At 69.0% G+C, this 14,545-nt stretch carries 10 protein-coding genes; 5 read left to right on the top strand and 5 right to left on the bottom strand.

Features of this window, described 5'->3' with window-relative positions; translation table 11 throughout:
• Window positions 1-63 precede the first annotated feature (63 nt).
• The 4 genes from ACH41F_RS05335 (at window position 64) to ACH41F_RS05350 (ending at window position 4,931) form a co-directional block, all read left to right on the top strand.
• On the top strand, window positions 64-1,032 hold the full coding sequence (locus ACH41F_RS05335) for a PaaX family transcriptional regulator C-terminal domain-containing protein (RefSeq protein WP_391232299.1): 969 nt from the start codon (window positions 64-66) through the stop codon (window positions 1,030-1,032).
• A gap of 473 nt (window positions 1,033-1,505) precedes the next feature.
• Entirely contained in the window at window positions 1,506-2,390 is an 885-nt protein-coding gene (locus tag ACH41F_RS05340) for an alpha/beta hydrolase family protein (RefSeq protein ID WP_398833140.1), read from the top strand.
• Window positions 2,391-2,635: 245 nt separating this feature from the next.
• Entirely contained in the window at window positions 2,636-3,874 is a 1,239-nt protein-coding gene (locus ACH41F_RS05345; RefSeq protein WP_391232297.1) for a cellulase family glycosylhydrolase, read from the top strand.
• A gap of 169 nt (window positions 3,875-4,043) precedes the next feature.
• Window positions 4,044-4,931: a helix-turn-helix domain-containing protein gene (locus ACH41F_RS05350; RefSeq protein WP_391232296.1), complete on the top strand. Its 888-nt coding sequence runs from the start codon at window positions 4,044-4,046 to the stop codon at window positions 4,929-4,931.
• 37 nt (window positions 4,932-4,968) lie between these two features.
• Here the strand turns inward: ACH41F_RS05350 and ACH41F_RS05355 are convergent, their stop codons facing one another.
• From ACH41F_RS05355 to ACH41F_RS05375, 5 genes are all read right to left on the bottom strand, one after another.
• A complete protein-coding gene (locus ACH41F_RS05355) occupies window positions 4,969-6,111 on the bottom strand; it encodes an XdhC family protein (protein WP_398833143.1) in 1,143 nt (380 codons plus the stop codon).
• A gap of 135 nt (window positions 6,112-6,246) precedes the next feature.
• Window positions 6,247-8,451 (bottom strand): xanthine dehydrogenase family protein molybdopterin-binding subunit, encoded by a 2,205-nt coding sequence (locus ACH41F_RS05360; protein WP_398833145.1) that lies wholly within the window; start codon window positions 8,449-8,451, stop codon window positions 6,247-6,249.
• Window positions 8,448-9,428: an FAD binding domain-containing protein gene (locus ACH41F_RS05365; protein ID WP_398833147.1), complete on the bottom strand. Its 981-nt coding sequence runs from the start codon at window positions 9,426-9,428 to the stop codon at window positions 8,448-8,450. Before ACH41F_RS05365 ends, ACH41F_RS05360 begins: the two co-directional genes overlap by 4 nt.
• Before the next feature lie 6 nt (window positions 9,429-9,434).
• Window positions 9,435-10,112, bottom strand: a complete 678-nt coding sequence (locus tag ACH41F_RS05370; RefSeq protein ID WP_391232291.1) for a 2Fe-2S iron-sulfur cluster-binding protein — start codon at window positions 10,110-10,112, stop codon at window positions 9,435-9,437.
• A 744-nt stretch (window positions 10,113-10,856) separates the two neighbouring features.
• Entirely contained in the window at window positions 10,857-12,674 is a 1,818-nt protein-coding gene (locus ACH41F_RS05375; protein ID WP_391232360.1) for a rhamnogalacturonan lyase, read from the bottom strand.
• 765 nt (window positions 12,675-13,439) lie between these two features.
• Between ACH41F_RS05375 and ACH41F_RS05380 the strand changes: the two genes are divergently transcribed.
• The gene (locus ACH41F_RS05380) at window positions 13,440-14,498 is read left to right on the top strand and encodes a glycosyl hydrolase 53 family protein (protein ID WP_391232290.1); all 1,059 of its coding nucleotides are present in this window, start codon (window positions 13,440-13,442) and stop codon (window positions 14,496-14,498) included.
• Window positions 14,499-14,545: the final 47 nt, after the last annotated feature.

Consider the following 14,545-nt stretch of genomic DNA (forward strand, 5'->3'; position numbering starts at 1 on the left):
CCACCCGGCGATTTCCCAACCGTTACAGTGAGGCCGACCCTGTCCACCGCGTCGGAGCCGACCTTGCCGAACCTGTCCCATCTCGAGGAGATCTTCTCGGACGCGGGTGACGGCGCCGCCGGCCCCGTGCGGTCGCCCGGCTGGCAGAGCACCGTCTCACCGCAGGGACTCGCGGTGACGTTGATCGCCGACTACACGTTCCCCGCGCGGGCGTGGTTGCCGTCGGCGGCGATCGTGGCGCTGCTCGGCGAGTTCCACGTGAGCGCGGGTGCCGCCCGCACGACGATCAGCAGGCTGATGCGCCGTGGAGTGCTGGAGGGCAGCCGGCAAGGGCGGTACAGCTCCTACCGGCTGACGTCGCAGGCCGCCGCCGACTTGTGGAGCGGGGCCAGTTCGATCGCCACCTTCACCACCCAGCCCGACTCGTGGGACGGACGGTGGACACTGATCGCCTTCTCCGTCCCGGAACAGGAGAGCACGCGGCGGCGGGCGTTGCGCACCGCGCTGCGTTGGCGTGGATTCGCGCCGCTGTACGACGCGCTCTGGGTGTCGCCGCATCCCCTGACCCCCAAAGGGCGGATCGAGGTGGCCGACCTGGCGCGGGGAGCGGTGACCGTGTTCCGCGCGCGGCAGGAGGAACTGGACACGGAGGTGGACCGCAACCCGGTCCAGGCGTGGGACCTGACCGGCATCGCCGAGCACTACCACGCCTTCATCGGCCGTTGGAGCGGCTTGCTTGCGCGCATCAGCGCCGGCGGCGTCACCGGTGCCGACGCGGTGCGGGCCCGGACCGAGGTCATGCACGCCTACCGGCACTTCCCCATCCTGGACCCGCTGCTCCCCATCGGGTTACTGCCGTCCGACTGGCCCCGGCCACGGGCGCGGCAAGTCTGCGTCGCGGTGTACGACGGGCTGCTCCAGCCCGCCCAGGACCATGTCCGCGCCGTGGTGTCCCGGTTCGCCGAGGGACCGCACCTCGACATCAAGGCCCATACGATCGCCGGCATGAGTGCGGGTGTCGGTCACGCCTGACGAGGGGCCGTCGCGAGCGTGACCCCGGATGGTGAGCGGAGACGTCACACCGCGCCATCCGCCCCTTGATCTGTCGAATGCGCGTCGAAGACAACAGAGTTGGGCGCCAATGATTGACAGATTGGCACCCGATCGGGACTCTGACTGTTGCAACCCGACGTGGGAACGCTCCCAGAGGCGCAGCACACCGCACGTGGAAGGAGAGGCACCCTCTGGCACGCCCCCGCGGGGTCGGCAGGTGTTCACCGGCTCGCCCTGTCTCCGCACGCAAGGCAACGCCGCATCGATCACCACCACGGTCGTTGCCACGTGCAGGACCGGAACGTCCCCCACCGTGCGCGATATGCCCGCCTGACCAACCCCACGGCTACAACCCCACCACCACCTCGGTCAGTACGCCCCCCGGCATCGCCGATGCCTCCTCCCTGCACCTGACCGAGCAGCGCTCCGAACCCCCCACACCAGGAGTCCTCATGACCATGCGACGGCGTAGCTTCCTGACCCTGAGCTCGGCCGGAGCCGCCGGCGTGGGCATGCCCCTGCTCGGCACGGGCCAAGCAGACGCCGCCGCGCGGGCGGGAGCTCCGACCCAGCGGTTCGCGGTCGGCGTGCGCCCCTACGCCTGGAGCCGCGGCAGCCGCCGGTGGACCACCTACGTCCACTACCCCGCCACCGGCGCCCCCGGCGGTGCCCCGGTCACCAACGCCCCCGTCGCGCAAGGCGTCTTCCCGGTCTGCGAGTTCATGCACGGCTACAGCAGCAGCCCGCAGAAGTCCCTGGCGATCATCCGCCCGCTGGCCGAGGCCGGCTTCGTCGTCCCCGCCCCCCACTTCACGAACCTCAGCGGCCAGGACGTCTACAACGGCAACCAGTCCAAGGACGTCTCCGAGGTCATCACCCGGACCCTCGCCCTGAACACCTCCGGGGGCCCGCTGGCCGGCCACCTCGACACAGCGGTCGGAGTCGGGGTCTCCGGCCACTCGATGGGCGGCATGACCACCCACGGCCTGCTCACGGCCTGGCCGGACGCACGGATCACCGCCGCGATCCCCATGTCCTGTGTGGACATGGGCAACCCGAGCCCGTCGGTCCGCGCCAAGGTCCTGTTCACGCACGGCGACCGGGACGGCACGTGCCCGATCTCCTCCGCCCGCCAGGCGTACCGGGAACTGCCCGCCGCCAAGGCGTTCCTCACCTTCCGCGGCGCGGGCCACAGCAACTACTTCGGTGACTCCCGGACCGTCAACACGTGCGTCGACTGGATGCGGTGGAGTCTGTACGGCGACACCGCGGCCCGCGACCGCCTTCGCTCCGACGCCACCTCCAGCACGACCACCTGGGAATCCGCCCTGAGCTGAGAAACCCGCCACGCACGACCCCGGGAGCGCGCGCCGGCCGTGAGCGCGGCACTACCGGGCCGCTCGGGATGCGCCACCGCCCGCGGACGCGCGCCCGCGGACGCCCGGCCGACCGTGTACGGCCCCAGGCCCGGGCCCCGCAACTCACACCCCCCGAACAGCCGGGCGGCTCCGGCCGCCCGCTCACGGGCAGAAAGGTCCACTTGGGGGTCCGACACCCCCAAGACTGCAAGAGAGGAAAGCCCATGACTTCACCAGCAGGGAAGATCAGAGTCATTTTCCTTGCCGTCCTGATGGCGGTTTCCGCATCTGTGTACGGTGCGACGCATCAGGCATCAGCCGATACCGTGGCACAGTCGAGCGCTTCGCAGATCGTGGCCGACATGGGCGCGGGATGGAATCTGGGGAACCAACTCGAAGCCACCACCAACGGATACCCCAGCGAGACGGCGTGGGGCCAGCCGGCCGTGACGCAGGCCCTCATCGACAAGGTGCGGGCGGCGGGGTTCAAGACGATCCGCATCCCCGTCTCCTACCTGGGATACATAGGACCCGGCCCGAACTACACGATCAACGCCTCTTGGCTGAACAGAATCCAGGAGGTCGTCAACTACGCCTACAACAGGGGCCTGCATGTGCTGATCAACATGCACGGTGACGGCTACAAGAACGTGGCCGGTTCCTGGCTGATCTGCGACTCGTCCTCCCAGACGACGATCAAGGCCAAGTACGAGAAGGCCTGGCAGCAGATCGCGAACAGGTTCAAGAACTACGACCAGCGCCTGATCCTGGAGTCCATGAACGAGGAGTTCGACGGGCAGTTCGGCCGTCCGACCCAGCCGTGCTACTCCAACATCAACAGCTACAACCAGGTCTTCGTGGACACCGTGCGGAAGACGGGCGGCAACAACAGTTCACGATGGCTGCTCGTGGCCGGCTGGAACACGAACATCGACTACACCGCGGGGAATTACGGCTTCAAGCTCCCGACCGACCAGTACCGCTCCTCCTCCATTCCCGCCAGTGAGCGGCGGATCATGATCTCCGTCCATCACTACAGCCCGTGGGACTTCGCCGGAGAGGAAAACGGCACCATCACGCAGTGGGGACGGGCAGCGACCAATCCCGCGAGGAAGTCGACCTGGGGGCAGGAAGACTATCTGGATGCCCAGCTCAAGTTGATGCACGACGTGTTCGTCACGAAGGGGTATCCGGTGGTTGTCGGCGAGTACGGCGCGATCGACAAGTCGTCGTTCGATTCATCGAACAACAGGTATCGCGCGGACTTCGCCCGGGCCGTCGCTGCCACGGCCAAGAAATACGGGGCCGCCAGCATCTACTGGGACAACGGCGCGACCGGTCGGTACGGGTTCGGGCTGTTCGACCGGCGCTCCCTCGCGGTGACCCAGCAGGGCATCATCAACGGCATCATGAGCGGCGTCGGCGTCCGAGCAGCCGATCAGGGCCTTCCGTCCGGCGCATAGCAGGACCGCAAGACCCGGCAACGGGTCGGAACGGACCTCGGTGGGCGCGCAGTTCGGGCGAGCATGGCGATGCCACATGGTGTCGATCTCGTCCAACTGCGCGCCGACCAGACGGAGAAGCTAGGCTGCTTCGCATCTGCGAGCACGTTTGACCAAGCGGAGAACAGCGATGTCTTCACCTGTGGCGCCCGGTGAAAAGGTGGTTGCCGGCCTGGACCGGCGCGCCGAGCTCAGGCAGTTTCTGCGCTCTCGCAGGGCCCGGATCACACCCAAGGACATCGGCCTGCCCTCGTACGAGCGACGGCGGGTACCCGGTTTGCGGCGCGAGGAATTGGCGCAACTCGCGGGAGTGTCCTACGCCTACTACGCGCGGCTGGAACAGGGTCACGGTGAGACCATGTCGGCCGAGGTGCTGAACGCCGTGGCCCAGGCCCTGCGCCTGGATGAGGAGGAACGGGACCATCTGATCCGGCTGGCCCAGCCCGATCGCGACCGCGCATCGCAGCCCGCGCCCCCGGCCCAGCCGCTACGGCCCAGTGTCCAGAACCTCCTGGACACGCTCGGCGTTCCCGCGTACGTCGTCAGTCGGCGTCTGGACATCCTCGGATGGAACGGGCTCGCCACCGCCGTCTTCGGAGACTGGGCCCACGTACCGCCCGGGGAACGCAACATGGCCCGGCTGCTCTTCCTCTCGCCCGAAGTGCGCGACCGGTTCGCCGAACCGGACCGCATGACGGCGAAGGTCGCCGGCGTTCTGCGGAGGAACGCCGGTAAAAGTCCCGACGACCCCCATCTCTCCTCGTTGATCCGTGAGTTGTCGCAGAACAGCGAGGAGTTCCGGCGCACGTGGGCGCGCCATGAGGTGAGCTGCGGTTCTGCCGGCGAGGTCGTGCGCCTGCGGCATCCGCTGGTGGGAGAGTTCGACCTCGTGTACGAGCCCATGGCGCTGCCCGGGGGCGCCCCCATGCGGCTGAACACCTACCACGCACAACCGGGGTCCCCGTCGGCGAAGGCCCTGCGTGTGCTGGCCAGTGGGGAGACGGAGTCGCAGGGCTGAGGCACAGAACCGGCCGGGGTGAGGATGCCGCGGGCCGTCATTCCACCGGCACCGAGACCGGTGGCAGCGGGGCGGAACCGTGGATGGGGCCGGGGACGCGGGACAGGGGCAGGCCGGTGCCGTGGCGGGTGTGGGCGATGATCTCGGCGGTGATGGAGATCGCTGTCTCCTCGGGGGTGTGGGCACCGAGGTCCAGTCCGATCGGCGAGCGCAGGGATGCGAGGTGTCCCTCGGACGCACCGGCCTCGCGCAGTCGCCTCAGGCGGTGTTCGTGGGTACGCCGGGAGCCCATCGCGCCGATGTAGCTGACCGGGAGACCGAGGGCCAGGCGCAGCAGGGGGAGGTCGAACTTGGCGTCGTGGGTGAGGACGCAGATCGCGGTACGGGCGTCGACTTCCGTGCGCTCCAGGTAGCGGTGGGGCCAGTCGACGACGACCTCGTCGGCGTGCGGGAAGCGCTCGGGTGTGGCGAAGGCGGGGCGGGCATCGCAGACGGTGACGTGATAGCCGAGGAAGCGCCCGGCCTGGGTGAGGGCGGCGGCGAAGTCGACGGCACCGAAGATCAGCATGCGGGGCCGGGGCGCTTGGGTGTGGACCAGGAGCGACATCTTCTCCGGGCAGGTGGCGGCGTCCCCGCCGATCTCGATGCGGACGGTACGGCCCGCGCGCAGTAGCGCACGCACCTGCGTGGCCACCCTGCGGTCCTCCTGCTCGTCGCCCAGTGTCCCGACGTAGCCGCCGCCGTCCCCGAGCACGGACAGGGTGTGGCCGAGAAGGCGCCGCGGGCCGTCCACGACCTGTGCCACGGCGACGGGCAGGCCTGCCAGCGCCTCCTCCAGGGCGGTGGTCAGGTGGGGCCGGCCGGCGGGGTCGATCCGCTGGACCAGGACCTCCAGCTCACCGCCGCAGGTCAGGCCCACGGCGAAGGCGTCGTCGTCGGAGTAGCCGAAACGGCTGCGCAACGGGGGTTCGCCCGTCTCCAGCACCTGTTGGCACAGGTCGTAGACGGCGCCTTCCACGCAGCCTCCGGAGATGCTGCCGACTGCCGCGCCCGTGGTGTCCACCGCCAGTGCGGTGCCGGGTGGCAGGGGTGCGCTGCCGCTGACCTGGACGACGGTCGCGAGGGCGAAGGGACGGTTCTCGCGGCACCAGCGGTACAACGTGTCCGCGATGTTCAGCATGAGTGGTTCTCCTGGAGGGAGTGGAAGGCTCGCCACTGTGCCACCGGGGGGGAGCACGGGGCACGGTGGCGGGTCGGTCGGTGGGACGGCGTTCAGCACCTGTCCGCGTGGCGGGAGGGGCCCTGCCGCCCGGGTTCAGAGCAGGGCTTCGGCAGTGATGGGCAGTTCGCGGACGCGACGGCCGGTGGCGTGGAAGACCGCGTTGGCGATGGCGGGTGCCACGCCGATCTGCACGAGTTCGCCAAGGCTCTTCACGCCGATGGGGTCGGCGTCGTAGTCCTCCCCGTCGAGGTAGACGGCCTTGAGGTCGGGGATGTCGGCGTTGACGGGCACGAGGTAGTCGGCGAGGTTGGCGATGACGATCCGGCCGTCGCGGTGGTCGGTGACCGTGTGCTCCAGCAGCGCCGCGCCGATGCCGCCCACCATGCCGCCGATCGCCTGGCTCTCGGCGAGCCTGGGGTTGATGATGCGGCCCGCGTCGTACACCCCGAGCATCCGCCGTACCCGGACCAGGCCGAGTCGGGCGTCGACGGCGACCTCGGCGAACATCGCGGCGTAGCCGTACATCGAGAACCGCCTCTCGGCCTCCGGCGTGTACGACCCGCGCGCCTCCAGGTGGGTGAGGTTGTTGCGGGCGAGGAGCTGCCGGTAGCTCTCCCCGCGCGCGGCGTCACCCTTGACGTGCAGCCGTCCGCCGCGGACCACGACATCGCCTGTCTCGACGCCGTGCAGTGGTGAGCGCTCGTCCTTGACCGCGAGTGTGACGGCCTGTTTCCGGAGCTTGTCGCAGGTGTCCTGAACGGCGGATCCCACACTGAGCATGGTCTGCGAGGCGCCCTGGGCAGGGGCCGGCGGCATGGCGGAGTCGCCGAGCCGGAACTCGACGTTGCGTACGGCCAGGCCGAGGGCGTCGGCGGCGACCTGGGTCATGGAGGTGTACGTACCCGTGCCTGTGTCGTGGGTCGCGGACTGCAGCACCGCCGTACCGTCGGCGTCGAGCCTGACGTGGGCCTGTGCCTGCCCCCGGAGGACGTCGTAGCAGCCGGTGGCCACCCCGGTGCCGATCAGCCAGTCGCCGTCCCGTGTGGCCCGTGCTCTGGGGTCGCGCCGGTGCCAGCCGAACTCCCGGGCGCCAGTACGGAAGCACTCGCGCAGTCGCCGGGTGGAGAAGGGCTGCTGCGTGGACGGGTCCTCACCGGGTTCGTTGCGCAGCCGCAGTTCGATCGGGTCGATGCCGAGCTGGTGGGCGACTTCGTCCACCGCGGTCTCGATGACGAAGGCCGCGCTGCTGTAGCCGGGGCCGCGCATCCACTGCGGGGTGCTGACGTCGAGCGGCACGATCTTGACGTTCTGGCTGACGTCGGGCACGGCGTAGAGCATCTGTCCGAGCGCCTGGTTGGCCTCCCAGAACTGCTCGTAGCGGGAGGTCTCGTACTTCATCTCGTGTGTCATCGCGGTCAGCCGCCCGCGCCGGGTGCTGCCCAGGCTCAGCTTGTACTCGTACGCGGGCCGGTAGCCCACCGTGAAGTACATCTGTCTGCGGGTGAGCACGAGTTTGACCGGGCGGCCGGTCGCGCGGGCGGCGAGGGCCGCGATGGTGACGTGCGGCCAGGCCCGCAGGGCGTTGCCGAAGGCACCGCCGATGAACGGAGACAGGACGCGCACGTTCTCCTGCGGGATGCCGAACACGGCCGCGATCTCGTCCCGCGTGCCGATCACGTGCTGGGTCTTGTCCCACAGGGTGAGCTGGTCACCGTCCCAGCGGGCAATGGTGGCCTGGGTCTCCATCGGGTTGTGGTGGTTGCGCGAGAGCCGGTAGGTCATGTCCAGGCGGACGTCCGCGGAGTCCAGTGCTTGCGTGGCGTTGCCCCGCGCGTAGGGCCGTGCGAAGGGCGCGGGCCCGTCCACGGCCGGGCTGCGGGTCAGGTCGGTCGACGCTTGCTCGGCGTCGTAGGTGACCTCGACCAAATGGGCGGCGTGCTGTGCGGCCTCCAGTGTGGTCGCCACCACGACGGCGACCGGCTGGCCGAAGAAGCGGACGGCGTCGTCCTGGAAGACGCGCAGGCGCTGGCCCGGAATGCGGTTTCCCGGGTTGTCGCGGTAGGCCAGCGTGGGCTTGTCGAGGTGGCTGATGACGCCGAGGACGCCGTGCTGGGCGTCGGCGGCGCGGGTGTCGATGCCGGTGATACGGCCGCGCCCGATGGTGCTGTCGATGACGACGGCGTGGACGACACCGTCGATGTCGTGGTCGGCGGCGTACTCGGCCTGGCCTGTGACCTTCAGTCGTCCGTCGACCCGGGTCAGCGGTGCTCCGACGGCTGACTGCGGCTGCCGGCTCACTTGCCACCTCCTACGATGCGCAGCTGGCGCTCGACGGTCCGTTGGAGCAACTCGACTTTGAAGCGGTTGTGCTGGAGGGGGCGGGCGCCGTCGGCGGCCCGCTCGGCGGCCTTGGTCCACAGGGCGGCGGACGGCCGCCTCCCGATGAGCTGACGCTCCACGGCGGCGAGTTTCCAGGGCACGGTGCCCACGCCTCCCGCGGCCACCTTCGCCTCCTGGATGACCCCTCGGCGGATGTGCAGGGCGACGGCCGCGGAGGTGAGCGCGAACTCGTAGGACTGGCGGTCCCGCACCTTCAGGTAACCCGAACTCAGCGGGCGAGGGAGGGGTGGAAGCTCGACCGCCGTAATCAACTCACCGTCACCCAGAGCTTGTTCACGGTTCGGTGTACTGCCCGGTTGGAGCAGGAAGTCGGCGAAGGGCACGGTCCGCTCGCCGGCCGGCCCTCGCAGGTGCACGGTCGCCTCCAGGGCGGCGAAGGCCACCGCGACATCGGACGGGTGCGTGGCCACGCAGGCGTCGGAGGTGCCGAGGATGGCGTGGGTGCGGTTGACGCCGTGCAGGGCCGCACAACCCGAGCCGGGCTCGCGCTTGTTGCAGTCGGCGCTCACGTCACGGAAGTACGTGCAGCGCGTGCGCTGCATGATGTTGCCGCCGATGGTCGCCATATTGCGCAACTGGGCGGACGCGCTCAACTCCAGGGCCTGGGAGATCACCGGGTACAGGGCACGCACCCCGCGGTGGGTGGCGGCCTCGGACATGCGTACCAGGGCGCCGATGCGCAGTCCCCCGCGCCGGGTGACCATGATGTCGCGCAGCGGCAGGGCGCTGATGTCGACCAGCGTGCGGGGGCGTTCGACGGTCTCGCGCATCAGGTCGACCAGGGTGGTGCCGCCGGCGATGTAACGGCCGCCGGCGCGGCCCGCGTCGAGGGCTTGGTGGGTGTCGGACGCCTTGGTGAAGGCGAAGGGGTACATCGGCCCTCATTTTCCGCGGACGGTCTGCTCGACCGCGCGCACGATCTTCACGTAACAGCCGCAGCGGCAGATGTTGCCGCTCATGAACTCCCGGATCTCCTCCGGTGAGCCGGTGCGTCCCTCGTCGATGCAGCCGACGCCGGACATGATCTGGCCTGAGGTGCAGTAGCCGCACTGGAAGGCGTCCTGGTCGATGAACGCCTGCTGCAGCGGGTGCAGTTGCTCGCCATCGGCCAGGCCCTCGATGGTGGTGACCTCGGCGCCCTCCAGACGGACGGCCAGCGTCAGGCAGGAGTTGATCCGGCGGCCGTCGACCAGGAGGGTGCAGGCGCCGCAGGCACCGGCGTTGCAGCCCTTCTTCGCGCCGGTCAGGTTCAGGTGTTCGCGCAGCAGGTCCAGCAACGAGGTCCGGTTGTCGACCGTGACGGTGTGCTGCTTGCCGTTGACGACCAGGGAAACGCGGCTGCCGGGCGGTGCCTGGGCGGCCGCCGCGGGCACGGCACCCACCACGAACGGCCCCGCCACCAGGCCACCCGCCACCACACCACCGACAGCGGTGCTGGTCGCGATGAACGTGCGCCGGGACGGCGCGGGCACGCATCCCTCGGAAGACTGCTCATCGGATGACTGCTCAGGAGATCCGGCGGGAGGAGAAACGGTTGACTCGGGGGCCTCGGGTGACATGACCACTCTCTCGGTCGACGGAAGGCGGAGGGGCGGTTCCCGGTACCGTCATGTGCAGATATGTGTGAGGCGAGACATCACGGCGCACATGCGGGTGGGGGCGCGGTGGTGCCGCAGGACGGTGATGCGGCGGGTTGTGGGCGGGGCTCGGGCCGTGTGCGGCCGCCTGGGGATGGGCGGTGGCGTGCCCTGGGCGAAGAACCTCTTCGCGGGCGCCGGTGCCGTGGTGCCCCTGGGGCCGTCAGGTGCGGGTGTCGTGACCGCGCGGCAAGGTGCCGCGTGCCGTACCGCAGGATGTGGGGTCTGGGAACGGATGCCCGGGAGCGGGATCCAGAAAGCGGCGCGACAAGCGGGGGCTCCTTGCTCGGTGCGTGGACGACTGCTGTAGGTGGGCCGCCGGCGCTCATCACACTCGGCGTTCGTGCCACCGGGACTTCGATGGGGCACGACGTCCACTCTGCGGCACCCGGCGCGATACAACGAGCGCACGGTTTTGGGACGACTCCGGCAGGTACCAACGGCGTTCGTACCTCTGGCAGTAGCAGGCTGAGCGGTCCGGCGGCGACGACGCGGTACGCCTGTGCCGGGCTGGTGGCCGGACTGGTCGTGGATGACGGACACCCTTGCCCGGCCACATGCCCTGCAGCCGGTGCTCAGGCACCCGCCCGGGTTTCACTCGCTCGAAAACGCCGACTTCCCTGGTGCTTGAACCCGCGCAAGCACCAGGGAAGTCGGCCGTCCAGATCAGAGGCGGTTCGGGAGTATGACCGTGGGGCGGGGCGGAGTGCCCATGTTGCTGCCGATGAAGAAGCTGGGGTGCGGGGGCTGGTTGTAGGCGGTGTTCTGCCAGGCAAGGGCCGTGCGGTACTGGGTGTCGTGGAGGAGGGTCGTGATCCGCGTGGTGGTCTGGTACGGCGTGGAGTAGATCCGCAGGGCCGTGTTGTTGGACGTCGGCCAGATGACCTCTTCGCGCCAGTCGCCGAGGATGTCGCCGGACAGGGACGGCGTGGCCTTGGTGCCGTTGTTGGAGTGGACCCCGGACCCGGTGAGCAGGCGGGTGTCGCCGGAGGTGCCGTACTTGTCGATGTGGTTGCCGTCGAGGAGTTCGCGCGTGGGGTCGCCGTCCCACCACGACAGGAAGTTGCTGGACCCGGGCTTACGGCTGGTGACCACCGCGCCCTTGGGGTTGCGGACGCCACTCACGAGGGACGACCATGACTCGGCGCCGGCACTGCCGGACCAGATGTCACCGGACACGCCCCGGCCGTTGTCACCGCCGGACGGGGTGGACCAGAGGATCTGGCCGGTCCTCGCGTCCGCCATCCAGGAGGACGGCTTGGAGCTGTCCTCGTCGACCTTGAACTCCTCCAGACCCGGCCTGGACGGGTCAAGGTCGCCCACGTGCATCGCGTCCCCGTGGCCGTTCCGCGTCGTCCACAAGCCGTTGCCGTTGTCGTCGACGGCCATGGCGCCGTAGACGATCTCGTCCTTGCCGTCTCCGTCCACGTCCGCGACCGACAGCTGGTGGTTGCCCTGGCCGGCGTAGCCGCTGTTGGCGTTGGAGTCGAAGGTCCAGCGGCGGGTGAACTGGCCGTTCCGCCAGTCCCAGGCCGCGATCACCGAGCGGGTGTAGTAGCCGCGCGCCATGATCAGTGACGGGCGGGCGCCGTCCAGGTACGCGGTGCCGGCGAGGAACCGGTCCACGCGGTTGCCGTAGGAGTCGCCCCAGGACGACACCGTGCCTCGGCCCGGGACGTAATCGACGGACTGCATCGCCTTGCCGGTCTGGCCGTTGAACATGGTCAGGTACTCGGGGCCGGACAGCACATACCCGCTCGAGTTGCGGTGGTCGGCCGACGAACTGCCGATGACCGCGCCGGTGCCGTCCTTCGTGCCGTCGGAGGTCTTCATGGCCACCTCCGCCTTGCCGTCGCCGTCGTAGTCGTACACCTGGAACTGGGTGTAGTGCGCGCCGGAGCGGATGTTGCGGCCCAGGTCGACACGCCACAGCCGCGTGCCGTCGAGCTTGACGCCGTCGACGATCGTGTTGCCGGTGTAGCCCGACTGGGCGTTGTCCTTGGCGTTCGTCGGCTGCCACTTCAGAACGATGTCCAGGGCGCCGTCGCCGTCGAGGTCGCCGACGGAGGCGTCGTTGGCCTCGTAGGTGTACGGCGAGTTGCCCGGTGACGTGCCCCCGGGCGGCGGGGATATCGGCACGTCCTTGTACCCGGTGCGGAACTGGAGCGCGCGTTCGGACGGCGCCTGCTCGATGCCGTTCACCACCGCGCGCACCGTGTAGTCGGCCGCGTCCGGGGCGCCGGCGTCCAGGTAGTTCGTCGAGGTGGTCAGGGGCGAGGAGTTGAGCTTGGTGCCGCCACGGTAGACGTTGAAGGACACGTCGTTCGGGTCAGTGGCCAGCCACCGCCATGACACCAGGTTCCCGCTGCCGGTGTGGACGCTGGTCAGACCCCGGTCGAGGCGTTCCACCTGCCGCGCGGTCGCGGCCTGCGCGGTCTGCGGCCCGGCGAGTACGGAGAGGGCCAGGGCGGTGGCGGCCGTCAGGCCGCCGAACAGCCTCTTGGTCGAACGGCGTTGGACTCGCCATGGACGCGATGAGGTGGGCAAATGCCGGTGCGGGTCGGTCACGATGACCTCCGATGTGGGGGGTGATGTGCAGATCGCGGGGACGGCGATCTGACCACAGCGTGGGAACGCTCCCATTCGCTGCGAGGGTAGGAATCCACTGATAGCCCGTCAAGCATTATGTTGGCTTTCCTTGTTCGAGCGTGTTCGGATGCGAGTTCTCCAGATGTCCGGCGCGCACCCTCGCCGCGTTGCCGCATGCCTCCTCGAAGGGCACTTGAACTGGGGCTTAGTCCCTGCGCTTCCAACTGCTCGCAGCCGAGGCGCAGCGATCCCCGCCCACAGGATCACACTGCTTCTTCCAAGGATTGGTGAGCAATGGTTGACAGTTTGATGTCCGGTCGAGAAGCTGCGTGATGCACCTCGAGTTCGTCGTGATGCGGTTGCGCACTTCCGTCACCGCACCGCTGTGATCGCTCACAGATCCGACCTCTGGGAGCGTCCCCGGAACGCCCAGGCCGCCCCCTTCGACACGTGCCACTCATCAACACTCCTGCCGTAGTTGTTCGCCGCACCGAGGGAGGCGCATCGCCTGGACCGCACGCGATCCCACCAACTCCACGCGTCCAGGAAGCAGTTGTTTTCTCCACCCCGTCCGTCCCGCTCCTCGACCTTCTCTCCCACCGCCCGCTCTCCGCCGACCGCGACGTCTCCCCCAAGGCCGACGGAAGGAAAGGACCGACCATGTCCCCGCAACCCCCCACACCAGTTGCCGGACGCATCAGCCGACGAACTCTGCTCAAGGCCACCACCGCCACCGCCGGAGCGGTCGCCACCGCCGTCGCGTTCGCCGAACTCGAGACCCCTGCCGAGGCCGCGGCGGGCTTCGTCAAGGGCGTCGACATCAGCTGGGCACCTCAGATGGAGGCGCGCGGCTACTCCTGGAAGAACGCCAACGGGCAGACCCAGGACCTACTGACCATCCTCAAGGGCTACGGCATCACCGCCGTACGCCTGCGCACGTTCGTCAACCCTTCCAACGACCCGGCCAACGGACACTGCTCCATCAACGAGGTGGCCGCCTTCGCCAAGCGGGTCAAGGCCGCCGGGATGTCGATCATGCTCGACTACATGTTCGGCGACACCTGGAACTCCGTCGGCGTGCAGAACCCGCCCGCGGCCTGGCGGAACATGAGCTACAGCCAGATGCGCACCGCGATCGGCACGTATGTGAACCAGACCATGACGGTCATGAGGAACAACGACGTGCTGCCCACCTGGGTGCAGATCGGCAACGAGATCAACAGCGGGATCTGCCGCCCGGTGGGCAGCGTCTCCAGCCCGGCACAGATGACCGGGCTCCTCAACGCCGCATACGACCAGGTCAAGGCGGTGTCACCGAACTCGACCGTGTGCATCCACCTGGCCCAGCCGCAGAAGTACGACGTGATGACGACGTTCTTCAGTCGCTTCGCCGCGAACGGCGGCAAGTGGGACATGTCGGTGTTCTCCTCCTACGGCAGCGCCGACGTCGCGGCCGGGATCGTGGGGAACATGAGGAGGATCTCCGACGCCTACGGCAAACCGTTCCTGCAGAGCGAGTTCGGTGGTCGGGTGGATCGCGCCTCCTCCACCCAGGCCGCGCTTGTCGCCTACATCAGGGCCCTCAAGGCCAACGGCGGGCAGGGCATCTTCTACTGGGAGCCGGAGTGCATGTCCCCGTTCACCGGTTACACCATGGGCGCCTGGGACTCCGCCACGAAGCGGCCCTCCGTCATCATGAACGGCTTCACCCAAGCCTGAGCGACAGGCCACGGAACCTCAACGCGGGCAACTCTCCGGTGAACGAT

It is taken from the genome of Streptomyces sp. NPDC020489, assembly GCF_044386545.1.
In the GTDB taxonomy this organism is placed as follows: Bacteria; Actinomycetota; Actinomycetes; order Streptomycetales; family Streptomycetaceae; genus Streptomyces.

Bases quoted from the DNA above. Each gene is read 5' to 3' on its own strand.
- ACH41F_RS05340 (WP_398833140.1), top strand. From the start codon at position 1,506: ATGACCATGCGACGGCGTAGCTTCCTGACCCTGAGCTCGGCCGGAGCC.
- ACH41F_RS05345 (WP_391232297.1), top strand. From the start codon at position 2,636: ATGACTTCACCAGCAGGGAAGATCAGAGTCATTTTCCTTGCCGTCCTG.
- ACH41F_RS05350 (WP_391232296.1), top strand. From the start codon at position 4,044: ATGTCTTCACCTGTGGCGCCCGGTGAAAAGGTGGTTGCCGGCCTGGAC.
- ACH41F_RS05355 (WP_398833143.1), bottom strand. From the start codon at position 6,111: ATGCTGAACATCGCGGACACGTTGTACCGCTGGTGCCGCGAGAACCGT.
- ACH41F_RS05365 (WP_398833147.1), bottom strand. From the start codon at position 9,428: ATGTACCCCTTCGCCTTCACCAAGGCGTCCGACACCCACCAAGCCCTC.
- ACH41F_RS05370 (WP_391232291.1), bottom strand. From the start codon at position 10,112: ATGTCACCCGAGGCCCCCGAGTCAACCGTTTCTCCTCCCGCCGGATCT.
- ACH41F_RS05380 (WP_391232290.1), top strand. From the start codon at position 13,440: ATGTCCCCGCAACCCCCCACACCAGTTGCCGGACGCATCAGCCGACGA.